The organism is Marinactinospora thermotolerans DSM 45154 (assembly GCF_900167435.1).
GTDB classification, from domain to species: Bacteria; Actinomycetota; Actinomycetes; order Streptosporangiales; family Streptosporangiaceae; genus Marinactinospora; species Marinactinospora thermotolerans.
Window position 1 is genome coordinate 206,274 of the sequence record NZ_FUWS01000002.1, and the last position, 21,671, is coordinate 227,944.

General features: G+C 70.2%; 20 protein-coding genes and 1 tRNA gene. 16 read left to right on the forward strand and 5 right to left on the reverse strand.

The window, feature by feature from the left end; translation table 11 throughout:
• The first annotated feature begins 2 nt into the window (after positions 1 to 2).
• From B5D66_RS03890 to B5D66_RS03960, 15 genes are all read left to right on the forward strand, one after another.
• Entirely contained in the window at positions 3 to 959 is a 957-nt protein-coding gene (locus B5D66_RS03890; protein WP_078760212.1) for a carbohydrate ABC transporter permease, read from the forward strand.
• A complete protein-coding gene (locus B5D66_RS03895; protein WP_078760213.1) occupies positions 956 to 1,837 on the forward strand; it encodes a carbohydrate ABC transporter permease in 882 nt (293 codons plus the stop codon). The genes B5D66_RS03890 and B5D66_RS03895 overlap by 4 nt, the downstream gene beginning before the upstream one ends.
• A gap of 22 nt (positions 1,838 to 1,859) precedes the next feature.
• Complete coding sequence (locus tag B5D66_RS03900; RefSeq protein WP_078760214.1) at positions 1,860 to 2,864, forward strand: arabinan endo-1,5-alpha-L-arabinosidase; 1,005 nt, start codon at positions 1,860 to 1,862, stop codon at positions 2,862 to 2,864.
• Positions 2,865 to 2,899: 35 nt separating this feature from the next.
• Positions 2,900 to 4,414: an arabinosylfuranosidase ArfA gene (arfA, locus tag B5D66_RS03905; protein ID WP_200813508.1), complete on the forward strand. Its 1,515-nt coding sequence runs from the start codon at positions 2,900 to 2,902 to the stop codon at positions 4,412 to 4,414.
• A 73-nt stretch (positions 4,415 to 4,487) separates the two neighbouring features.
• Positions 4,488 to 5,570, forward strand: a complete 1,083-nt coding sequence (chvE, locus tag B5D66_RS03910) for a multiple monosaccharide ABC transporter substrate-binding protein (protein ID WP_078760215.1) — start codon at positions 4,488 to 4,490, stop codon at positions 5,568 to 5,570.
• Positions 5,571 to 5,608: 38 nt separating this feature from the next.
• Positions 5,609 to 7,150: a multiple monosaccharide ABC transporter ATP-binding protein gene (mmsA, locus tag B5D66_RS03915; protein WP_200813509.1), complete on the forward strand. Its 1,542-nt coding sequence runs from the start codon at positions 5,609 to 5,611 to the stop codon at positions 7,148 to 7,150.
• Complete coding sequence (gene mmsB / locus B5D66_RS03920) at positions 7,147 to 8,409, forward strand: multiple monosaccharide ABC transporter permease (RefSeq protein WP_078760216.1); 1,263 nt, start codon at positions 7,147 to 7,149, stop codon at positions 8,407 to 8,409. Before mmsA ends, mmsB begins: the two co-directional genes overlap by 4 nt.
• Positions 8,410 to 8,640: 231 nt before the next feature.
• Positions 8,641 to 9,600 carry an MHYT domain-containing protein gene (locus tag B5D66_RS03925; RefSeq protein ID WP_144389955.1) on the forward strand — a complete coding sequence of 320 codons (960 nt, stop codon included), beginning with the start codon at positions 8,641 to 8,643 and terminating at the stop codon, positions 9,598 to 9,600.
• A 9-nt stretch (positions 9,601 to 9,609) separates the two neighbouring features.
• Complete coding sequence (gene dnaG / locus B5D66_RS03930) at positions 9,610 to 11,487, forward strand: DNA primase (RefSeq protein WP_078760217.1); 1,878 nt, start codon at positions 9,610 to 9,612, stop codon at positions 11,485 to 11,487.
• Between the two features lie 86 nt (positions 11,488 to 11,573).
• On the forward strand, positions 11,574 to 12,692 hold the full coding sequence (gene rpoD / locus B5D66_RS03935; RefSeq protein WP_144389956.1) for an RNA polymerase sigma factor RpoD: 1,119 nt from the start codon (positions 11,574 to 11,576) through the stop codon (positions 12,690 to 12,692).
• 171 nt (positions 12,693 to 12,863) lie between these two features.
• Positions 12,864 to 14,162 (forward strand): glycoside hydrolase family 18 protein, encoded by a 1,299-nt coding sequence (locus B5D66_RS03940; RefSeq protein ID WP_078760219.1) that lies wholly within the window; start codon positions 12,864 to 12,866, stop codon positions 14,160 to 14,162.
• A 227-nt stretch (positions 14,163 to 14,389) separates the two neighbouring features.
• Positions 14,390 to 15,199 carry a hypothetical protein gene (locus B5D66_RS03945; RefSeq protein ID WP_144389957.1) on the forward strand — a complete coding sequence of 270 codons (810 nt, stop codon included), beginning with the start codon at positions 14,390 to 14,392 and terminating at the stop codon, positions 15,197 to 15,199.
• Positions 15,200 to 15,235: 36 nt separating this feature from the next.
• Complete coding sequence (locus B5D66_RS03950; RefSeq protein ID WP_078760221.1) at positions 15,236 to 15,661, forward strand: hypothetical protein; 426 nt, start codon at positions 15,236 to 15,238, stop codon at positions 15,659 to 15,661.
• Positions 15,662 to 15,697: 36 nt separating this feature from the next.
• On the forward strand, positions 15,698 to 16,549 hold the full coding sequence (locus tag B5D66_RS03955) for a hypothetical protein (RefSeq protein ID WP_078760222.1): 852 nt from the start codon (positions 15,698 to 15,700) through the stop codon (positions 16,547 to 16,549).
• 41 nt (positions 16,550 to 16,590) lie between these two features.
• On the forward strand, positions 16,591 to 16,989 hold the full coding sequence (locus B5D66_RS03960) for a hypothetical protein (protein WP_078760223.1): 399 nt from the start codon (positions 16,591 to 16,593) through the stop codon (positions 16,987 to 16,989).
• Between the two features lie 300 nt (positions 16,990 to 17,289).
• Here B5D66_RS03960 and B5D66_RS03965 read toward each other — a convergent pair whose 3' ends face one another.
• Genes B5D66_RS03965 through B5D66_RS03975 form a run of 3 tightly spaced genes read right to left on the reverse strand, consistent with a single transcriptional unit; the run spans position 17,290 to position 18,658 of the window.
• Positions 17,290 to 17,757, reverse strand: coding sequence for a pyridoxamine 5'-phosphate oxidase family protein (locus tag B5D66_RS03965; protein WP_078760224.1), 468 nt, complete (start codon positions 17,755 to 17,757; stop codon positions 17,290 to 17,292).
• A 48-nt stretch (positions 17,758 to 17,805) separates the two neighbouring features.
• On the reverse strand, positions 17,806 to 18,300 hold the full coding sequence (locus B5D66_RS03970; protein ID WP_078760225.1) for a hypothetical protein: 495 nt from the start codon (positions 18,298 to 18,300) through the stop codon (positions 17,806 to 17,808).
• A 46-nt stretch (positions 18,301 to 18,346) separates the two neighbouring features.
• Entirely contained in the window at positions 18,347 to 18,658 is a 312-nt protein-coding gene (locus tag B5D66_RS03975) for a hypothetical protein (protein WP_078760226.1), read from the reverse strand.
• 194 nt (positions 18,659 to 18,852) lie between these two features.
• Here B5D66_RS03975 and B5D66_RS03980 point away from each other — a divergent pair.
• Positions 18,853 to 18,925 (forward strand) — tRNA-Asn (locus B5D66_RS03980).
• 395 nt (positions 18,926 to 19,320) lie between these two features.
• Here B5D66_RS03980 and B5D66_RS03985 read toward each other — a convergent pair.
• Both B5D66_RS03985 and B5D66_RS03990 read right to left on the reverse strand, forming a co-directional pair.
• On the reverse strand, positions 19,321 to 20,031 hold the full coding sequence (locus B5D66_RS03985) for a response regulator (RefSeq protein WP_078760227.1): 711 nt from the start codon (positions 20,029 to 20,031) through the stop codon (positions 19,321 to 19,323).
• A gap of 182 nt (positions 20,032 to 20,213) precedes the next feature.
• Entirely contained in the window at positions 20,214 to 21,530 is a 1,317-nt protein-coding gene (locus B5D66_RS03990) for an MFS transporter (RefSeq protein ID WP_078760228.1), read from the reverse strand.
• Between the last annotated feature and the right edge of the window lie 141 nt (positions 21,531 to 21,671).

Sequence of the window (21,671 nt, forward strand, 5' to 3'; positions counted from 1 at the left end):
ACATGACCCCGTCCACCGACATCGCGCCGCCGGAAGCGGCGCGCGCCGTGTCCCCGGCCCCGCCCGGGGGCCGTGCCCGCACTCGCCACGTGTCCTCCTGGGCCGGCCTGTGGTTCGTCCTCCCCTTCACCGTCCTGTTCGCCGTCTTCCTCGTCTGGCCGATGCTCGCCGGCCTGTGGACCAGTTTCACCGATCGCAGCCTCGGCCGGGCCGGCTCCTCCTTCGTGGGCCTGGCCAACTGGAGCGAGATGCTGGGCGATCCCGCGGTGTGGCAGTCGCTGTGGGTGACCCTGCTGTTCACCCTCATCAGCACGCCCCCATTGGTCCTCATCGCCCTGGGCATGGCCCTGCTCACCCACCGGGTCTCACGCCTGGGCTGGTTCCTGCGCTTCTCCTTCTTCGCCCCGTTCCTGCTGCCGGTCGCCGTGGTGACGCTCATCTGGACCTGGCTCTACCAGCCGGGGTTCGGCATGGTCAACGGCGCGCTCCAGGCGGTCGGGCTGCCCGAGGTGAACTGGCTCACCGACAAGGACACGGTGCTGGTCGCGATCGCCATCACCACCGTGTGGTGGACGGTCGGATTCAACTTCCTGCTCTACCTGGCCGCGCTCCAGGGCATCCCCGCCTACGTCTACGAGGCCGCGGCCCTCGACGGCGTGAACCCCTGGCAGCGGTTCCGCCACATCACGCTGCCCCTGCTGCACCGCACCACCGCCCTGATCGTGACGCTGCAACTGGTGGCCTCGTTGAAGCTGTTCGACCAGGCCTACCTGATGACGGCCGGTGCGGGAGGCCCCGACTACGCGGCCCGCCCCATCATCGGCTACATCTTCGACAGCGGTTTCACCGGTCTGCGCATCGGCTACGCCTCGGCGATCTCCTACCTGCTCTTCGCGGTGATCGTCGTGGTCTCCCTCGTCCAGTTCCGGCTGTTCTCCGGGAAGGGGAAGAGCGCATGAGCGCCCCCACCGCGACCCTCCGTCCCTCCCGCGGCGCCACGGAGGGGAGCAGGCCGCGCCCGCGGATCACCGCGGGCGGCGCCATGGTCACCGTGTCCGCCCTCGTTCTCGCCGTCGTGTGGTTGATCCCTCTGGTCTGGGCGGTGCTCACCTCGCTCAAACCCGAGGGGGAGACGACGGCCGTGCCCATCCGCTGGCTGCCGCTGGAGCCCACCCTGGAGGCCTACCGGCTCGTCCTCGCCCGTGGCGACCTCCAACGCTGGCTCGTCAACAGCACCGTCATCTCCACGGTGGTCACCGTGCTCACCCTCATGGTGTGCGTGCTGGCGGCCTACGCCTTCTCCAAGACCCGCTTCCCCGGCAGGAGGGCGCTGTTCGCGCTGTTCCTCGCGGGCATCCTGGTGCCACCGCAGGTCCTCATCGTCCCCTTGTTCGACGAGATGACCTTCCTCGGCCTGGTCGACACCTACTGGGGTGTGGCGCTGCCACAGGTCGTCGCCCCGGTCATGGTGTTCATCCTGAAACGCTTCTTCGACGCCATTCCCCGTGACTACGAGGAGGCCGCCCGCCTGGACGGCGCCGGCCACCCGCGGATCCTGTGGAGCGTCGTGCTGCCGATGTCGGGGCCGATCCTCGCGGCCGTCGCCATCTTCACCTTCGTCCAGTCCTGGAACAACTTCCTGTGGCCCTTCATCGCCGCCACCGACCCCGCCCTGATGACCGTCCCGGTCGGCCTGGGGAGCGTGCAGGGCGCCTACGGCATCCAGTACGCGCAGAACATGGCGGCGGCCGTGCTTGGAGCTTTGCCGCTGCTCGTCGTCTTCCTGCTCTTCCAACGCCAGGTCGTGCGCGGGGTCACCGACGCCGGCCTCAAGTGAGCCCCCGCGAAGGAGGGTCCCGATGAAACGCAGATTCCTCACGACGGCGGCCGCGCTCGCCGCCGCGGTCCTGACGGTCTCCCCCCTGGCCCCCGCGCACGCGGCGCCGCAGCCGCGCGCGGCCGACCGGCTCGACGGGGACGTGCGCGTCCACGACCCCGCCCTCGTCAAAGGCGAGGCGGGGGAGGACTGGTACGTCTTCTCCACGGGCGATCCGGCGGTCGGCGACGGCAACATCCAGATCCGCTCCTCGCCTGACGGGCGCACCTGGACCTACGAGGGGACCGTCTGGGCGGACAAACCCGCCTGGCTCGCCGAGGAGATCCCCGGCGTCACCAACCTGTGGGCGCCGGAGGTCTACGAACACGACGGCACCTACTACCTGTACTACTCCGCCTCGACGTTCGGCTCCAACCGGTCGCTGATCGGGCTGGCCACCAACACCACGCTCGACCCCCGCGACCCCGACTACGCCTGGATCGACCGGGGCAAGGTCACCGAGTCCTTCCCCGGCGACGACTACAACGCGATCGATCCCGGCGTCGTGGAGGACGCCGAGGGGACGCCGTGGATGGCGTTCGGCTCCTTTTGGAGCGGGATCCGCATGCTGCGCCTGCACTGGCCCGACGGCAAGCCGGCCGCGGGCCAGGGCGAACCGCTGCGCATCGCCGACCGCGGCGAACCCCCCAACGCGATCGAGGCGCCCTACATCGTCGAGCGGCACGGTTGGTACTACCTGTTCGTCTCCCTCGACAGCTGCTGCCAGGGCAGCGCCAGCACCTACCGGATCGCGGTGGGCCGCTCCCGCGCGGTCACCGGCCCCTACCACGACCGTGACGGCCGTCCCCTGCTGGCGGGAGGCGGCACGGTGATCCTGGCGAGCTCCGGGTCGCGGATCGGCCCCGGAGGCCAGTCGGTCTCCGGTGGATACCTCGCCTACCACTACTACGACGCCGACGCGGGCGGAGACTTCCGGCTCGGTCTTCGACCCCTGCGCTGGTCCCCCGACGGCTGGCCCCAGCCGTAACCGTCCCCTTCCCCGTCCCCAGAGGAGAGCGCACCGTGCTGAACGCATCCTTCCCCCTCGATCCGGCCCTGCGGATCGCCCCCGTCCACCGCCGCACGTTCGGCTCGTTCGTCGAGCACATGGGACGCTGCGTCTACACCGGCATCTACGAACCCGACCATCCCACCGCCGACGCCGACGGGTTCCGCCGCGACGTCCTCGAACTCACCCGCGAACTCGGGGTGACGACCGTGCGCTACCCCGGCGGCAACTTCGTCTCCGGCTACCGGTGGGAGGACGGCGTGGGGCCGCGCGCGTCACGTCCGGTCCGCCGTGACCTCGCCTGGCACAGCCTGGAGACCAACGAGGTCGGCCTGGACGAGTTCATGCGCTGGACCCGCAAGGCCGGCGTCGAGCCGATGATGGCCGTCAACCTCGGCACGCGAGGCGTGCAGGAGGCCCTGGACCTGCTCGAGTACGCCAACCATCCCGCCGGCACCCACCTGTCCGACCAGCGCGTCGCCAACGGGGCGGCCGAACCCTACGGCATCCGCATGTGGTGCCTGGGCAACGAGATGGACGGCCCCTGGCAGGTCGGCCACAAGACCGCCGACGAGTACGGCAGGCTCGCCGCCGAGACGGCCCGCGCGATGCGCATGGCCCAGCCCGACCTGGAACTGGTCGCCTGTGGTAGCTCCGGACCGGAGATGGCGACCTTCGGCGCGTGGGAGGCCACCGTCCTGGAGCACACCTACGACCAGGTCGACTACATCTCGCTGCACGCCTACTACGAGGAGCGTGACGGGGACCTCGCGAGCTTCCTCGCCTCGGGGGTCGAGATGGACCGTTTCGCCGACTCCGTCATCTCCATCGCCGACGCGGTGGGGGCGCGCCTGCGCAACCGGAAGCGCATCATGCTCTCCTTCGACGAGTGGAACGTCTGGTACCTCAGCCGGCACCAGGCGCAGCAGCCGCGCACCGACTGGCCGGTGGCGCCCCGCGTCATCGAGGACCGCTACCACCTGGCCGACGCCGTTGTCGTGGGCGGTCTGCTCATCTCGCTGCTGCGCCACAGCGACCGGGTCACCGCGGCCAGCCAGGCCCAACTGGTCAACGTGATCGCGCCGATCATGACCGAGCCGGGCGGGCCCGCCTGGCGTCAGACCATCTTCCACCCCTTCGCCCGGACCGCCGCCGCGGCGGCCGGCCAGGTGCTGCGGGTCGAACCGACCTGCCCGACACACGAGACCGCGCGCTACGGCGAGGTGCCGGTCATCGACGCCGTCGCCACCTATGACGCCGAGGCCGCGACCGCGGCGATCTTCGTCGTCAACCGGTCCACCGACTCCCCGGTCAGCCTCGACGTGGACACGCGCGGCCTGGCCGCCGAGCGGGTCACCCGCTGCCTGACCCTCTCCGACACCGACGTCTACGCCTACAACACCGCCCGGCATCCCGACCGTGTCGCCCCGCGCGACAACAAGGACGTCCGGCTCGACGGGGGAAGACTCAACATCGTCCTGCCCCCGGTGTCGTGGAGCGTCATCGAACTGGCCACGGCCCGCTCCTGACCCGCACGCCCTCTCACAGTCCCTCCCGCCCGGTCCGCGCGGCCGGGCGCATCCCGAAAAGTGTGGAGCGCACATGAACGTCAAGCCACTGGGCGCGCTGCTCGCCGGCGCCGCGCTGCTGCTGTCCTCCTGCGCGGTGGGTGACGCCGCCCGGACCAGCGGGGAGAACGGGACGGTCGGCATCGCCATGCCGACCCAGTCCTCCGAGCGCTGGGTCGACGACGGAGCCAACATGGTGGAGCACTTCGAGGAGCTCGGGTACGGCGCCGACCTGCAATACGCCGAGGACGTCGTCGAGACCCAGGTCTCCCAGATCGAGAACATGATCACCAAGGGCGTCGACGCCCTCGTCATCGCCGCGATCGACGGGGAGGCGCTGACCGACGTCCTCCAGCAGGCCGCAGACCAGGACATCCCGGTCATCTCCTATGACCGGCTGATCCGCGGCACCGAGCACGTCGACTACTACGCGACCTTCGACAACTTCCAGGTGGGCGTCCTCCAGGCCACCTACATCGAGGAGGCGCTGGGCCTCGCCGAGGAGGAGGGCCCCTTCACCATCGAGCTGTTCGGCGGGTCGCCCGACGACAACAACGCCTACTTCTTCTACGACGGGGCGATGTCGGTGCTCCAGCCCTACATCGACTCCGGTGTGCTGGAGGTGCGCAGCGGACAGACCACGATGTCGCAGATCGCGACGCTGCGCTGGGACGGGGCCACCGCCCAGGCGCGCATGGACAACCTCCTCAGCGCCAACTACTCCACCGAACGGCTCGACGCCGTGCTGTCGCCCTACGACGGCATCAGCATCGGCGTGATCTCCGCGCTCAAGAGCGTCGGCTACGGCGGCGAGGACAGGCCGATGCCCGTCATCACCGGGCAGGACGCCGAGGTCGCCTCCCTGAAGTCGATCATCGCCGGTGAGCAGACCCAGACGGTGTTCAAGGACACCCGGGAACTGGCCAGGGTCGCGGCGAACATGGCCGACGCCGTCGTCAAGGGCGAGGAGCCCGAGGTCAACGACACCGAAAGCTACGACAACGGGGTCAAGGTCGTCCCCGCCTACCTGCTCGAACCCGTCTCGGTGGACGCCGACAACTACGAGGAGGTGCTGATCGATGGCGGCTACTACACCGCCGAGGAACTGCGGGGCTGACGCCGCGCGACGGCCCGGCGAACGGTAAGGAGACCGACATGCCCGACGCCATCCTGCGCATGCGCGGGATCAGCAAGGAGTTCCCCGGCGTCAAGGCGCTGGAGAACGTGGACCTCACGGTCGAGCGCGGCGAGGTCCACGCCCTGATGGGCGAGAACGGGGCCGGCAAGTCGACCCTGATGAAGGTCCTCAGCGGGGTTTACCCCCACGGCACCTACGGCGGCGACATCCTCGTCGACGGCGAGGTCCGCGCCTTTCGCGACGTCCGCGACAGTGAGGCCGCCGGCATCGCCATCATCCACCAGGAGCTCGCGCTCGTCCCCCAGCTCTCGGCGGCGGAGAACGTCTTCCTGGGCAACGAGCGGACCCGCGCCCGGGGGATCTTCGACCGGGACCGCACGGTCGCCGAGGCCCGGACGCTGCTGCGGCGGGTGGGGTTCGACGAGGACCCCACGGTCCCGGTCGCCGCCCTGGGGGTCGGCCGCCGCCAACTCGTCGAGATCGCCAAGGCCCTCGCCAAGGACGTGCGGCTGCTGATCCTGGACGAGCCGACCTCGGCGCTCAACGAGTACGACAGCGCCGACCTGCTCGACCTGATCCTGGACCTCAAACGCCAGGGCGTCACCTCCATCCTCATCTCCCACAAGCTCAACGAGGTCACCCGGGTCGCCGACACCATCACCGTCCTGCGCGACGGCCGGACGATCGAGACGCTGAGCACGGCCGGGGGAGAGGTGAGCGAGGACCGCATCATCCGCGGCATGGTCGGCCGCGACCTCGACCACCGCTACCCCGAACGCACGGGCCGGGCCGGGCAGGTCCGTTTCGAGGTCCGCGACTGGACCGTGGACCACCCCGACCAGGCCGGCCGACGGGTCGTCGACGGCGTCGACATCGACATCCGACACGGCGAGATCGTCGGGATCGCCGGTCTGATGGGGGCCGGGCGCACCGAGTTCGCGATGAGCCTGTTCGGCCGCTCCTACGGCCGCTACGTCCGCGGGACGCTGCGCAAGGACGGGCACGAGATGCGCGTGCGCACCGTCGGCGACGCCATCGCCGCGGGCATCGCCTACGTTCCCGAGGACCGCAAGGAGCTCGGGCTGATCCTCGGCGAGGACGTCCGGCGCAACATGACACTGGCGGGCCTGCGCCAGGTCGCCTCGCGCGCGGTCATCGACCCCGGCCGCGAGATCGTGCTGGCCGAGCGGCTGCGCGAGCGCCTGGGGGTCAAGGCGCGTGACGTGTTCCAGCAGGTGGGCAACCTCAGCGGTGGCAACCAGCAGAAGGTCGCCCTCGCCAAATGGGTGTTCACCGAGCCGGAGCTGCTCATCCTTGACGAGCCGACGCGCGGGATCGACGTCGGCGCCAAGTACGAGATCTACCTGATCATCCATGAACTGGCCAGGCAGGGGCGCAGCGTCCTGGTGATCTCCTCGGAACTGCCCGAGCTGATCGGGCTGTGCGACCGGATCTACGCCATGAACGAGGGGCGCATCACCGGTGAGCTGTCGCGCGCCGCCGCCGCCCAGGAGCCGCTGATGAAACTCATGACCGCGACGAAGGGCGGGGATCGATGAGTGCCCTGAGGGAACTGCAACGTGGAAACGTCCGGCAGTACGGCATGCTGATGGCCCTCGTGGCCATCGTCGTCCTGTTCAGCGTCCTGACCGGCGGACTGCTGCTGCGCCCGATCAACATCACCAACCTCATCATGCAGAACAGCTACGTGCTGATCCTGGCCATCGGCATGATGCTGGTGATCGTCACCGGGCACATCGACCTGTCGGTCGGCTCGGTGGTGGCCTTCGTCGGTGCGGTCTCGGCGGTGATGCTGACGAGCTGGGACCTGCCCGTTCCCCTCGTCATCGTGCTCGCCCTGGGGATGGGCGCGCTCGTCGGCGCCTGGCAGGGGTTCTGGATCGCCTACGTGCGCATCCCCGCGTTCATCGTCACGCTCGCCGGAATGCTCGTCTTCCGCGGCGCGACCATGATCGTCCTCGGCGGGGAGTCGATCGGTCCCCTGCCCGATTCGCTGCGCGCACTGGGCTCGGGCTACCTCCCCGACGTGTTCGGCGGACAGATCCACGTCCTGACGCTCGTGCTCGGCGCGCTGGCCTGCGCCGCGCTGGTGTGGAGCCGGCTGCGGGCGCGGGCGCGCAGCCGGCGTCACGGACTGCAGGTCGGCTCGGCGGCCCTGTTCTGGGCGAGGACGATCGCCCTCGTCGTGGTCGTCATGGCCTTCGCCTACGTCCTGGCGATCGAGAATGGCGTCCCGGTGGTCGGTGTGCTGCTCGTCGCGCTCATCGTCGTGTTCTCCTTCGTCATGAACAGCACCACGGTCGGACGTCATGTCTATGCGGTCGGCGGGAACGAGAAGGCCGCGATGCTCTCGGGGGTGAAGACCCAGCGCACGACCTTCTGGGTCTTCGTCACCATGGGAACGCTGTCGGCGCTGGCGGGGCTGGTGTTCATGGCCCGGCTCAACGCGGCGACGCCGCGCGCCGGGACGATGTTCGAGCTCGACGCGATCGCCGCGGCGTTCATCGGCGGGGCCTCGGCGTCGGGCGGTGTGGGGACCGTGGTGGGCGCCGTCGTCGGAGCGCTCGTCATGGGCGTGATGAACAACGGCATGTCCCTGATCGGCCTGGGCGCCGATTGGCAGCAGGCCATCAAGGGGCTGGTGCTGCTGGCCGCGGTCGCCTTCGACATCTACAACAAGAACCGGGTCGGCCGGTCGGTCATGGACCGGGTGTCGGCGCGGGGGGTCGGCGGGGAGCCGCCGCAGGACCGGTCGGCGCGTGGGGTCCGCGCGCGGACCCCCACCGGCGGGGGATGAGCCGAGAGCGGGTGTGGTCCGGTGGCCGGACCACACCCGTGCCGGAATGTTTCCGCTCGTCCCCGTGGACCCTCGGTGACCTGGGATCTCAGAACGGGTGAACTTCATAAAGAGTAGATATCGACATATAGCTGACAAGGGGCGAAGGTCCTAGGCTCGGTCTCCCCGACGTGGCGGACGTCACGTCGCTTCGCGTCACGTCGACGCTCCGGGTCCGGAAAGGACGGCGCCATGGCAGAGGTCGAGCACTACGCCTATGGGTGGTGGACCCCCGCGCTCGCCTACGCGGTCTCCTGTCTGGGCGCCTTCATCGGACTGACGATGACGGCGCGGGCCCGGGCGGTCGGCGGCCGGGCCCGCGCCGGATGGCTCGCCTGCGCGGCCGTATCCATCGGCTGCATCGGCATCTGGGCCATGCACTTCATCGCGATGCTCGGGTTCCGCGTCCCGGGGGTCCCCATCCGCTACGACGTCCTCCTCACCGTCCTCAGCGGCCTGCTGGCGGTCCTGGTCGTCGGCGCCGGCCTGGCCCTCATCGGGATGCGCCGCCGGGGCGTCGGCGCGCTGCTCGGCGCCGGGCTCATCACCGGCCTGGGCGTGGCCGGCATGCACTACCTGGGGATGGCGTCGATGCGCATGGACGCCCATATGTCCCACCGCTGGGAGTTCCTCGCCGCCGCGGTCGCCATCGGGATCCTCGCCTCCACCGCCGCGCTGTGGGCCGCGCTCTACGTCACGGGGATCGGTGGTGGGGTGGTCGCCGCGCTCATCATGGGGGCGGCGGTCAGTGCGATGCACTACACCGGGATGCTCGGGGTCGAGATCACCCCGATCGAGGTGACCGACCACGTGGTCATGGCGCAGGAGGTGGAGGGCCACGTCCACGAACACGCGGGGGAGGGGGCCACCGGCATGGACTTCTTCCTCCCGCTGTTCGTCGGCCTGGCCATGTTGACCCTCCTGTTCGTCCTGATCCTCGTGCTCTCCCCCGGAGAACGCGAGTACGGCGAACGCCGCAGCTTCGAACAGCGCCTCGCCGGCATCCGCAAGGCGACCCGGAGCGGGCCCTCGCCCGGCCCCCGTCCCACGGCCGGGACGGAGCCCGCCGTGTCGATGTTCGAACGCCCCTCCCGGCCCGCGCCCCCCACCCCTCCACCAGGGCGGGGTCGAGGCGGCCACCGACGTCAATAGACTTCCCATGTGGCCGGCCGAATCCGAGACGAAGACGTCGCGCTCGTCCGCGAGCGCTCCCCGATCGCCGAAGTGGTGGGGGAGTACCTGCAGCTCCGCAACGCCGGGGGAGGCTCTCTCAAGGGACTGTGCCCCTTCCACGACGAGAAGTCCCCGTCGTTCAACGTCACCCCCTCCCGGGGGCTCTTCTACTGCTTCGGGTGCGGCGAGGGCGGCGACGTCATCGCCTTCGTCCAGAAGATCGAGCACCTGAGCTTCGTCGAGGCCGTCGAGAACCTCGCCCGGGGCGCCGGTATCCAGCTGCGCTACGAGCAGGGCGGGTACGTGCCCCGCAACGAGCAGGGACAGCGTCAACGCCTGCTGGAGGCCCACCAGGCCGCCGCCGCGTTCTACGCCGAGCAGCTACTGACGCCCCAGGCCCAAGAGGCGCGCCGCTTCCTCAGCGAGCGCGGGTTCACCCGCGCCGACGCCGAGCACTTCGGCGTCGGTTACGCTCCCGCCGGCTGGGAGGCGCTCACCACGTACCTGCGCGGCAAAGGCTTCACCGACAAGGAGATCATCCTCGGCGGGCTGGCCAGCCAGGGGCGGCGCGGCCCCTACGACAAGTTCCGCAACCGGCTGGTGTGGCCGGTGCGCGAGGTCACCGGCGAGGTGGTGGGGTTCGGCGCGCGCAAGCTCGACCCCGACGACGACGGACCCAAGTACCTCAACACCCAGGAGACCCCGCTCTTCAAGAAGAGCCACCTGCTCTACGGGCTCGACCTCGCCAAACGCGAGATCTCCCGGCAGCGTCAGGCGGTCATCGTCGAGGGCTACACCGACGTCATGGCCTGTCACCTCGCCGGGGTCACCACCGCGGTCGCCACCTGCGGCACCTCCTTCGGCAGCGAGCACATGAAGATCCTGCGCCGGATGCTGCTGGGTCGCTCGGAGTTCGGGGGCGAGGTCGTCTTCACCTTCGACGGTGACGCGGCCGGACAGAAGGCGGCGCTGCGCGCCTTCGCCGAAGAGCACGGTTTCACCAGCGAGACCTTCGTCGCCGTGCAGCCGGACGGCCTCGACCCGTGTGACCTGCGCATCCAACAGGGAGACGGCGCCGTGCGGGACCTGATCGCGGCCAAGAAGCCGCTGTATGAGTTCGTGATCCGCAGCGCCATCCAGGGGCACAACCTCGACACCCCGGAGGGGCGGATGGCCGCCTTCGAGGCGGCGGCGCCGATCGTGGCGAGCATCCGCCACGAGGGCGTGCGCAAGTTCTACGGGCTCAACCTGGACAAGTGGACGGGGCTGATGGACGAGCGGTTCGTGCTGCGCCGCGTCCACCAACTGGCCCGCGGCGTCCGTGACGGTGACCGCAGGCAGGCCGCACCGGTCCGCCCTTCCCGGCCCGACCACGACGCCTCCTCCTACGACCTGCGCGACCCCTCGCTCCAGAGGGAACGGCTCGCGCTCAAACTGGCCGTGCAGCACCCCTCACTGGCGCTGGAGTTCGACCGGCTGGACGCCGAGACGTTCACCGTCCCCCAGCACCGGGCGATGGTCGAGCTCATCCGCGCGCAGGGGGGCGTCGCCGCCGCCGATGACCCGGCGCAGTGGTCGCTCCGGCTGCGCGAGGCCGCACCCAACGAGGTGCAACGCGAGTTCGTCACACAATTGGCCGTGGAACCGATCGAGGTCTATGGAGAGGTTGACGAGCGGTACGCGAACGAAATCCTGGGCACGATCAAAATTCATTCCATCAACCGCCGGGTCACAAACCTGAAATCACGCCTTGGTCGTCTCGACCCGATCACCGAGGCCGAGGATTACCAGCGGGTATTCAGCGAACTCATGGCGGTTGAGCAGCAGAAAAGGCAGATGCGGGAACGCACGGTGGGTGACACCTGACACAAGGGTGACAAAAATAGTTCTCTCTGCCGCGCTGTATGAGGGGGCACACTGGGGGTGTGGCTCTTTCGGTTCTGACAAGCGAAATGCCACCGATCCAGCAGGTGGTGGAAATGGTCGCGGGCGAGAAAAGCGGCGGATCGGTCTCGATGACCGATGTCGCCTCCGTCCTGGACCGCCTGGACGTTCCACCCGAGGCATTGGAGGACGTGGTCCGCGATCTCGCCCGGCGTGGGGTCGAGGTCGTCGACCCCGGTGCCGAGGAGCCGGCTCCAGACCCCGATCCCTCTCGGCGGGCCCCCACCGGCGACCTGGTGCGCATCTACCTGCGAGAGATCGGTCGCGTCTCGCTCCTCACGGCGGAGGAAGAAGTCGAGCTCGCCAAATCGATCGAGGCCGGCCTGTACGCCCGCCACAAGCTCGATACGGCGACTCCGGGCACCGAGGAGGAGACCAGGGACCTCTCCACGCTGGTCCATGACGGCGAACGCGCCAAGCGGAGGCTGATCGAGGCCAACCTGCGCCTCGTCGTGTCGATCGCCAAACGCTACATCGGACGCGGGCTGCTCTTCCCCGACCTCATCCAGGAAGGGAACCTGGGCCTGATCCGCGCGGTCGAGAAGTTCGACTACACCAAGGGATACAAGTTCTCCACCTACGCCACCTGGTGGATCCGCCAGGCGATCACCCGGGCGATCGCCGACCAGGCCCGCACCATCCGCATCCCCGTGCACATGGTCGAGACCATCAACAAGCTCGTCCGGGCGCGGCGGCGGCTCCACCAGGAGCTGGGCCGCGAGCCGACCCCGGCCGAGCTCTCCCGCGAACTCGGGGTGGGGGACGATCGGGTGCAGGAGATCCAGCGCATCGCCCAGGAACCGGTCTCGTTGCAGGCGCCGATCGGGGACGAGGAGTCCGACTTCGGGGACTTCATCGAGGATTCCGACGCGGTCGTTCCCGCCGAGGCGGCGGCCTTCCTCATGCTCCAGGACCAACTGGGCCTCCTCCTCGACGGGCTCGGCGACCGTGAGCGCCGCATCATCCGGTTGCGTTTCGGTCTGGCGGACGGGCACCCGCACACCCTGGAGGAGGTGGGGCGGGAGTTCGGGGTGACACGCGAGCGCATCCGCCAGATCGAGGCCAGGACGCTGGCCAAGCTCCGCCAGCCCTCGAAGGTGCGGATGCTCCACGACTACCTCGACTGAGGCGCCGGGGAACGTCGCGTGACGTGGGGGAGTTCCGAGTCGGCCGGTGTCGGCCCGTACCGGCCGACTCCCGGTAACGTACTGTGCTGTTCGCCTCACCCGGGCTAACGTTCAACTGTGAAGGCAGCCCACCAACATCGCCCCTCGCGCGGGGGCCCCCGACACAGGAACATGCTCCTCGGCGTCGTGGCGATCGTCGGGGTGGCTGGACTGCTGTTCGGCGCCGCCACGGTGGTCGAAGGGCGTCCGGGCATCTTCGGGGGTCAGCCACAGCGCATCGGCTACTTCGCCGACTGGAACACCGCCAACCGGGGATTTCGGATCAAGGACGTCGACGACAGCGGGGCGGCGGCCCGCCTGACCCGCGTGATGTGGGCCTTCGGCGACGTCAGCGCCCAAGGCACCTGCCACATCCCGGCCGGTTCCTCCCAGGCGTGGGAGATCTACCAGCGCCGCTACTCCGCGGCCGACAGCGTCGACGGACGCGCCGACGACTACGATCAGCCGTTGTCCGGCAGCCTGAACCAGCTGCGCAAGCTCCGCGGCGAACACCCCGAGCTCGGCGCCAGCATCTCCCTGGGGGGGTGGAACTGGTCCGATCACTTCTCCGACGCCGCGCTCACCGAGGAGTCACGCGAGCGGTTCGTGTCCTCGTGTATCGACCTGTGGCTGCGCGGGGACTTCCCCCGCATGGGCGGCGAGCCCCAAGGGGGCGACGGAGCCGCCGCGGGTGTCTTCGACGGCATCGACCTCGACTGGGAGTGGCCGGGGGGCGGGGGCCATCCCGACAACACCGAGCGTCCCGAGGACAAGCGCAACTTCACCCTGCTGGTCCAGGAGTTCCGCCGACAGCTCGACGCGCTGGAGGACGAGACCGGCGAGGAGTACACGCTGTCGGTGTCGCTGTCGCACGATCCGGAGCTGATGCGGGCCGGCTACGAGCCGGAGCTGTTCGACTCCGTCGACTTCGCCACCGTGCAGGGCTACGACTTCACCGGCTCGTGGAGCGACACGACCCAGCACCACTCCCAGCTCTACGCGCCCGAGGGCGCGGCCGGCCGGGCCAGCGCGGACCTCGCGGTACGCACCTACCTCGACTACGGGCTTCCCGCCGACAAGCTGGTGTTGGGCTTCCCGGGCTTCGGGCGGGGCTGGAGCGGGGTCGGCTCGGAGAACTTCGGACGCCACGCCCCGGCCACGGGGCCCGCCGACGGCGACTACGGCGAGGGCACCGACGCCTACGCCGACCTCCAGCAGCGTCCGGGACAGCGTTTCTTCGACCCGGTGAACGGCGCCTACTGGATCTACGACGGCGACGAGTGGTGGACCTACGACACCCCCGAGGTCGTCGCCCTCAAAGGGGCCTACGTCCGCGATATGGACCTGGGCGGCCTCATGCTGTGGAACCTCGACATGGATCCCGGCGGTGAACTCGTCACCGCCATGGACGAGTCGCTGCGCGACGATTAGCCCTGGCTCCCTGGCCGGTTCCGGACAGGGGCCGGGCCCGCCCGTCCCCGGAACCGGGCCGGCGAGGTGAAGAAACGCGATGTCGGTGATGGAGGGCTGCCCGCCTTAACCGGAGGGTGAAACCCGGAATGTCGCACCTCACCGCAATACTGCTAACTTCCACCTGAAATCCCCTGGAGTGCGCGGGATGGCCGTTGGAAGCGTGGATCCTGAGGAAGGAGAACGCGATGCCGCCGTTGGGGCCTTTGCTGAGATTCCTGGACGTCGCCCCCTGGGCCGCGGCCACGGCCCTGGGAATCTTCGCCGCCGCCGGACTGGTCATCGCGGTCTCCGAATTCCGCAGGTCGCAGAACACGCGGCTGCGCCGGAACTATTTCGAGAAGGGCGAGATCCCCAAACGCAAGAAGTTTCTCCTGTTCGGGGCTGAGACCAGGGAGATGAAATACGTTCCCGGAACCAAGATTCCGCTGAGCGAGATGAGGCCCCAGGCGGTCGAGAAGTTCCGCGACGAGATCGTCACCGGCCGGGACCGGGCCGATGAGATGGAGCTCCTGGGCCACAAGGGAGGCTTCGTCCCCTCGGAGAGGGTGGCCGCTCTCCGGGAGCAGATCCAGGGCGAGGAGAACAAGCTCGCTCCCGAAAGGGCGGCCCTGCTGCCCCTCCAAGACGAGAACAGGAAGTTGGAACAGCTGGCCGCGCGGGTCGAGGAGGAGGGACGGCCCTACCAGGACATCGCCCAGCGGGCCGCCGAGCTCCAGCGCCGGGTGAACAACGAGGTCAAACGGGTGACCAGCGACATCAAGCGTGGGGGCGACGCGCTCAAACAGGTCACCGACCAGGTCAAGGCCGATCCCCGGGTGGTCAAGTTGGAGAAGACGGCCGGGGAGGAACGAGAGGGGGCGGCTCTCGCCGGCTTCGATCTCGAAAAGGCAGTGAAGAAGAGACTGGGGTCTGCGGGAGAGCCGCGGAACCAGGGGAACCGGTCGAGGCTCACCGGTTGGCACAATAAGGGCGGCTCCAGCAGAGGGAAGAAGTGACACGATGCTCCTCCTCCACATGCGGGGTGCAGACGGATGACAGAGATCGTTCTGTGGGCCGTCCTCGCCCTGTTCGTGCTCCGTGAGGTGATCCGGGCGGTGTTCGCCTACCTGGGGCTCTACCATTCCCGGGCCCCCGAGGGCGACACCGCCACGTTCCAGGTCTCCGAGACGCTCGCCTCGACGCGACTGGAACTCCTGCGCCTGAGAGGCGAGCTGGAGACCGCCCGCCTGCCCGCGGGGGCGAGGGACCCTGGCCGGTCCGGCACCGAGGGGTCGCCTGAGGGCGGCCTCGTGGGGTTCCCCGGCCGGGTGGGCGAGATGACGCGGCGCCTCACCGCCATCGCCGAGAACGGGCGGCGCTTCTCCGGAGTACGCGGTGCCTTCACCCGAGGCTCCCTCGCGCAGTTGGCCGTGGACATCGTGATCATCGCCGTCGCCGTGTGGATCGCCTCGTCATGACGCGGCCCCCGACCCAATCCGTGAGATGAGGTGGGCATGGACCTTCTCGGTGCCCTGACGTCGATGGAAGCCGCCGTCATCTCCACGGCGCTGATCGTCGCCGGGGCCGTCACCCGGTGGAGGGTCAGCAAGGCGGCGAACGAGGACGCCGCGGCCGCGCGGGCGGATGTGCAGAAGGCCATCGAGACCCGGATCGAGACCGCGCAGAAGGCGCGAGAGCTCCACGAGTACGAGGGACGCGATCCCGAGACCGGGATGTCCATCCGGGAGAACGAACTCCAGCAGAAGAGAGCCGAGCTGGAGAAGGCCAACCGTGGGCTTCGCACGGGTATCGAGGAGGCCGTCGAGTCCCGCCCGCACAATCTCATGAAGGCGGAGACCGAGATCGCCGACATCCGACGCGCGCTCGCCGAGGCGCGGGCGGCGACCTCCACGCACGAGAACGCGAACGTCGCCATGGACGACACGCTCAGGCTCGCCCGGATCGCGGGACGCCTGGACGAGGACGACCGGGTCGTGGACACCACGGGGCTTCCCGATACCTACCGGGGCAACGTCGAGCGCGGTATCGCCGAGTGGAAGGACGTACAGCGCAACGTCGGCCAGCCGGAACACGACCTCCTACGGGAGTTCGCCGACCAGACCGAGCAGTTGGCGCGGGAGAGCGCGCGGCTCAAACAGGGGCTCACCCCCCAGGCGTCCACGGCGGCTTCGGAGGGACGGCGCCCCGGCACCGCTCCCGACGCCCCCGTATCCGACGTCAAAACGATGATCGACTCCTACCTCTCCCGCAGCAGGCGCGAGAGAACGGCACACAGGCCCGACGCCCCCGCACCCGCCTCCACGGAACGTCCGCACGGCCGGGGCCCGACCGGGCCGCGTGGCTGAGGGGTCGGCGTGAAGAGAAACCGGCGCCCACAGGAGAGGCCATGACGTTGTTCCTGCCGCTCGCGATCATCATCGTCTCGTCGTGGACACTGGTCCGCTCCCTGGAGGGGGTCATGGACCACCACAACGCGGGCCCCGACATCGGACGCGGCGCGGCCCGCAACAGGGTCCGCAGACGGCAGGGCATCGAGACCGCCGCGATCCTCCACCGCAGAGCGCCCGCCATCGTCGAGGCCGGCGAGGAGGACGCCCCCTCCCTGCTGAGGGAACTCGACGACGAATTGGCGCGGGTCGAGGCCGAGGGGGAGCGGGCCCTGGCGGGCGAGGAACGGCGCGAGGAGCGCGTCCGCGCGATCGCCTACGCCGTGGACTTCGGCTTCGCGGTCCTCGGGCTTCTCGGCGTGATCGTGGGGATCGTCCTCCTGGTGACGTCCCTGTGACCCCTCGTCCGCCCGCCGACGCCAGGCGCCGGCGGGCGTCTTCGCTGTGGCCGGACTCCCGCGCGGGGCGAAAGGACGGAAGCGCCACCGGGAACGGGGGCACAGGGGTTCCCTCCCCCCAGGCGGTGCTAAGGGGGACCGGAGCGGGCGAACCGGCGCCGCCGTGGGCCACCGGCGAGGAGAGCGTCCTGCCGGGGCCGGGCACGCCGTGGAGCACGCGCCCACCCCCGCGCCCGGCACGTTTCCACGGACGGTCCGGTGAGCCGGTCCCGCGGACCCGGGCCGGGCGCGGACATCTGCTCAGGTCCGCTCGAACCTGCGCACGCCGGCGCCGGGCCGCCATAGTCGGATCACCAGCCGGTCGCCCTCCACCGTGGTCACCGCGACCTCCTCGACCAGCAGCCGGAACAGGTGAGAGCCGCCCGAGGGCTGCTCCGGGAGCAGCCTCCTCCGTTCCGCGTCGTCGGTCACCTCCACCGCGTGTCCGGAGACCTTCGCGTCGCCCTCCATCGTCCCGTCGGCGGGCTCACCCGGATTGACGTGGAGCGCGTACCGGTTGTCGCGGCGCAGGTCGAGCGCCTTGCGTGAACCGGGCATCGAGCCGAGTACCAGGTGGCCGTCGCGAAACAGCACCTCGGTACCGCTCACCCGGGGAGAACCGTCCCGGCGCAGGGTCGCCAGGACGTGGTGGCGGAACCCCTCGAACCGGCCGCGGACGAACGCGGCGAGGTCGGGGGCCTCCCGGGCGAAGTCGTTCCATGTCGTCATGGGGCCACTGTGCCGGCAGAGACTGACGTCTCCTGTCAGGTTCCCCGGTCAGATTCCCATCCGTTCGCGCAGGGAGGCCAGGGCGCGGGCCGCGTGCTCGCGCACACCCGGCTCCTGCGGGTCGACCCCGGCGTCGTAGTGGACCCGCCACAGCACCTCCGAACCGCCGGGCGGCCGACGGGCCACCAGACGGTAGCCGCGGGGCTCGTCCTCGCCGCTGCCGGGCAGGGCCACGTGGGTGTTGACGAGGATGGACGAGGCGACCCGTTCCTGGACGACCTCGGGGAGGGCGCCAGGGGAGGGCAGGGCGATGACGGTTTCGTCCGCGCCCTCCTCGACGAGTTCCAGTCCCTCGGCGTTCCAGCGGGCGCGTTCGACGCGCTCCCAGGGGATCACGCGCCCGTCGGGCAGGTGGAGCGCGCGCGTGGTGGCGACGAGCGTGCCCGGCTCGGCGGGGGCGTGGGCGAGCACGCGCTCACCACGTTGCAGGTGGAGTCGGGCGCGCACCTCGGCGGAGGGACGCGAGCGGCGGGGCCATCGCATGGCCCCACGCTAGCGTGCCGGCCCGTTCGGCGGGCCGGCACGCGGCTCACCGGGAGCCGTCTCCCAGCGGAGCCCCGTTGATCTGCGTGCGCTCGACGGCGGCGGCCTCCTCCTCGGTGGGACGGGCGAGGAAGTCGCGCAGCGAGGTGACCGGCAGCTTCTCGCTCACCTTGGTGTAGACGGTGCGGCCGGCGTTGCTCACCTGCGCGCCGACGAGTCCCGCGGTCTCCTGGACGGTGGGGTTGTCGGCGATCCGGCGGGCGGCGCGAGCGAGCTGCTCGTAACGCTCCTTGCCCGCCTTCGCCCCGAGGACGTAACCGACGGCGAGTCCGGCGATGAAGGTGATCCGGTGGCGCATGGGTTCCTCTCGGCGTCGATGGTCGTTACGGGGTGAACGGTACCCCGCGCGGCCTTCGTCATTCCGCCGCGGCCGGGCCGGGACGGCGACGCCGTGACCGGCAAGGGAAAACCTGTCACGAGCACCCTCGCGAGTGCGCTAGTCTTTTCCTGTCGGCAGGGAGCGCAAGCCCCCAGGGCCGACAGGGAAGACGATCCCGCGTAGCTCAATTGGCAGAGCAGCCGGCTGTTAACCGGCAGGTTATTGGTTCGAGTCCAATCGCGGGAGCCCCTTGGAGAGTCCCGCCGGTGATACCGGCGGGGCTTTTCGCTTTCCCGGGTCTTTTCCGTGGACGGTGGTCCTGTTCCCCTCCGCGGTGGAACCGCACGCGCCGGAAACGGCGCCGTTCGAAGCCGGTGGCTCGATGCCCGGGAAACGTCGCCCTGACTCCGCAACGGACGGGGCGGGCCGCGCTCGCCCGGGGAACACGTTTCAAGGGTGAAGCCGGCCGGGAGACGCTCATCGACCTCGCGTGACAAAGCCCCGGCGATGGCCGGCGGGGGAGCGGTCTTCCGAGAGGCCTCCCGACACCGGTCGGTGATGGAACACCGGGATCACGGGCCGACCGTGACGGCCCGCGCCCGGGGAGGCCGGCGGTCCCCGGGACGCGGAGGTCGCCACCCTCACTCGCCCAGGACGTTCTCGCGGACCGCGTAGACCGCGGCCTCCACGCGCGAGTGCAACTGGAGCTTGTCGAGGATGTTGCGCACGTGGTTCTTCACCGTGTTGTCGGAGATGACCAGCTCGGCGGCGATGTCGCGGTTGCTCAGGCCGCGCGCGATGAGACGCAGCACCTGGGTCTCGCGGGTGCTGAGCGCGGGAGGGGGGACCGGGACCGGTCCGCCCCGCTCCCTTCCCGAGGACGCGGTGAACTCCCGGATGAGCTTCGCGGCCATCGCGGGGGTGAGGAAGGAATGGCCCTTGTGGACCGCGCGCACCGCCGTGGGAAGCTCGGCCACCGAGACCGACTTCAACAGGTAGCCGACCGCTCCCGCGCGCAGCGCGCCGAACAGGTCGGCCTCCTCGTCACTGCTCGTCAACATGACGATCCTGCTGGTGGGGGCCACGTCCTTGATACCGGCGCAGGCGGTGATCCCACCGCCGTGCGGCATGCGGATGTCCATCAGCACCACGTCGGGCAGCAGGTCGGCGGCCCGGCGCATCGCGTCCGCGCCGTCGCCGGCCTCGCCGACCACGTCGATGTCGGGTTCGGCGGCCAGGACCGAGACCAGGCCGCGCCGGAAGAGCGCGTGGTCGTCGACGACGAGGATCCTGATGGGGTCGTCGGTGGGCGGGGCGCAGGCACCGCCGGGAGCGGGGAGCACGTCGTTCACGGGTCTCCTTCCGTGCCGATCGTCCGGGCATCCGGTGACGACTCTGACACGCGCCGCCGCCCCGGGGGCGCGGATGAGAAAGAGGGGTCTTCCCCTCGCTTCTCGCCCCGGGCGACGCCGCCGGAGACGGAGAGGGGTCCCCGCCGGGCGGCGGGGACCCCGTCGACGACGGACGGCCGGGCCTACTCGGCCATGTCGGTGTCCTTGGTCTCCGGACCGAACCACAGCGCGGTGAAGGTGAGCAGGGCCAGGACCAGCGCGTAGAGGGCCAGCCGCACCGGCGACTCGCCGCCGCCGATCAGCGCCGAGGCGATCATCGGCGCGAATCCGCCACCGAGGATCGAGGCCAGCACGAACGCCGAACCGGCACCGGAGTAGCGCACCCGCGTCGGGAACAGCTCCGCCAGGTAGGAGGAGACCGGCGCGTACAGCAGCGTGTGCACGACACCGCCCACACCGAACCCGAGCACCATCAGCCAGGGGTCGCCGGTGCCCATGAACAGGAACATGGGGAAGGCCCACACCGCCAGCGCGACGGCGCCGATGAGCATCGGCAGCCGCCGGCCCACCCGCTCGGCCCAGTGCGCCATGGGGACGATCAGCACCAGGTGCACCAGCGCCGCGGCGGAGACCACCAGCAGCATCGTCGACTGCGCGACGCCGCCCACCGACACGCCGTAGGAGACGCTGTAGACCGTCATCAGGTACCACAGCGCCGAGCCGGCCAGGGCCGCGCCGACGCCGATCACCAGCCGCTTGGCGTGCCCGCGCAGCAGCGCGCCCATCGGGAAGCGCTCCGGCCCCTCGTCGCGCTCCTGGGCCTCGGTGAACAGGGGGGACTCGTTGACCTGGGAACGGATCCACATGCCGATCGCGATCATCACGAAACTGAGCAGGAACGGGACGCGCCACCCCCACGCCATGAACGCCTCCTCGCTCATCGAGGCGGTGACCGCGGCGAAGACGCCGTTGGCGAGGAGGACGCCCAGCGGAGGTCCGGCCTGGGTGACCGCGGCGTAGACCGCCCGCCGGTTGGGCGGGGCGTGCTCGGAGGCCAGCAGCACCGCGCCGCCCCACTCGCCGCCCAGACCGATCCCCTGGAGGATCCGGCAGGTCACCAGCAGGATCGGCGCCAGCAGCCCGACCGTGCCGAAGGTCGGCAGCAGACCCACGGCGATCGTGGCGCCGCCCATCATCAGCAGCGAGATGACCAGCGCGGGCTTGCGGCCCAGCCGGTCGCCGAGGTTGCCGAAGACGATCACGCCGATGGGGCGGGCCAGGAAGGCGGCGGCGAACGTCGCGAACGCGGCGAGCGTCCCCGCCGCGGGGTCACCGGCCGGGAAGAACAGGTGGGCCAGCACGATCGCCGCCGCGGCGCCGTAGATGCTGAAGTCGTAGTACTCGATCGTGGTGCCGATGAGACTGGCGGCCGCGACCTTGCGCGCCTCACGGCGCTTCTCCGCGGGGGCGAGGACCGCGCCCGCAGGGGACTGGTTCATCCCGTGCTCCTGAAGAGTGTGGTCGCCGGGGCTGTGGGCCCGGCGGTGCTGAGGAGGGACGCGGGACACGCCGCGCGTGTCCCGCCGCGCGCCGGCCGGCACGGGGTGGGGCCGATCGGCGCACCCGGACCCGTACCCCCG

Excerpts from the sequence above, each read along its gene's own strand:
- B5D66_RS03890 (WP_078760212.1), top strand. The coding sequence starts at position 3 with ATGACCCCGTCCACCGACATCGCGCCGCCGGAAGCGGCGCGCGCCGTG.
- B5D66_RS03895 (WP_078760213.1), top strand. The coding sequence starts at position 956 with ATGAGCGCCCCCACCGCGACCCTCCGTCCCTCCCGCGGCGCCACGGAG.
- B5D66_RS03900 (WP_078760214.1), top strand. The coding sequence starts at position 1,860 with ATGAAACGCAGATTCCTCACGACGGCGGCCGCGCTCGCCGCCGCGGTC.
- chvE (WP_078760215.1), top strand. The coding sequence starts at position 4,488 with ATGAACGTCAAGCCACTGGGCGCGCTGCTCGCCGGCGCCGCGCTGCTG.
- mmsA (WP_200813509.1), top strand. The coding sequence starts at position 5,609 with ATGCCCGACGCCATCCTGCGCATGCGCGGGATCAGCAAGGAGTTCCCC.
- mmsB (WP_078760216.1), top strand. The coding sequence starts at position 7,147 with ATGAGTGCCCTGAGGGAACTGCAACGTGGAAACGTCCGGCAGTACGGC.
- B5D66_RS03925 (WP_144389955.1), top strand. The coding sequence starts at position 8,641 with ATGGCAGAGGTCGAGCACTACGCCTATGGGTGGTGGACCCCCGCGCTC.
- rpoD (WP_144389956.1), top strand. The coding sequence starts at position 11,574 with ATGCCACCGATCCAGCAGGTGGTGGAAATGGTCGCGGGCGAGAAAAGC.
- B5D66_RS03940 (WP_078760219.1), top strand. The coding sequence starts at position 12,864 with ATGCTCCTCGGCGTCGTGGCGATCGTCGGGGTGGCTGGACTGCTGTTC.
- B5D66_RS03945 (WP_144389957.1), top strand. The coding sequence starts at position 14,390 with ATGCCGCCGTTGGGGCCTTTGCTGAGATTCCTGGACGTCGCCCCCTGG.
- B5D66_RS03950 (WP_078760221.1), top strand. The coding sequence starts at position 15,236 with ATGACAGAGATCGTTCTGTGGGCCGTCCTCGCCCTGTTCGTGCTCCGT.
- B5D66_RS03955 (WP_078760222.1), top strand. The coding sequence starts at position 15,698 with ATGGACCTTCTCGGTGCCCTGACGTCGATGGAAGCCGCCGTCATCTCC.
- B5D66_RS03960 (WP_078760223.1), top strand. The coding sequence starts at position 16,591 with ATGACGTTGTTCCTGCCGCTCGCGATCATCATCGTCTCGTCGTGGACA.
- B5D66_RS03965 (WP_078760224.1), bottom strand. The coding sequence starts at position 17,757 with ATGACGACATGGAACGACTTCGCCCGGGAGGCCCCCGACCTCGCCGCG.
- B5D66_RS03970 (WP_078760225.1), bottom strand. The coding sequence starts at position 18,300 with ATGCGATGGCCCCGCCGCTCGCGTCCCTCCGCCGAGGTGCGCGCCCGA.
- B5D66_RS03975 (WP_078760226.1), bottom strand. The coding sequence starts at position 18,658 with ATGCGCCACCGGATCACCTTCATCGCCGGACTCGCCGTCGGTTACGTC.
- B5D66_RS03990 (WP_078760228.1), bottom strand. The coding sequence starts at position 21,530 with ATGAACCAGTCCCCTGCGGGCGCGGTCCTCGCCCCCGCGGAGAAGCGC.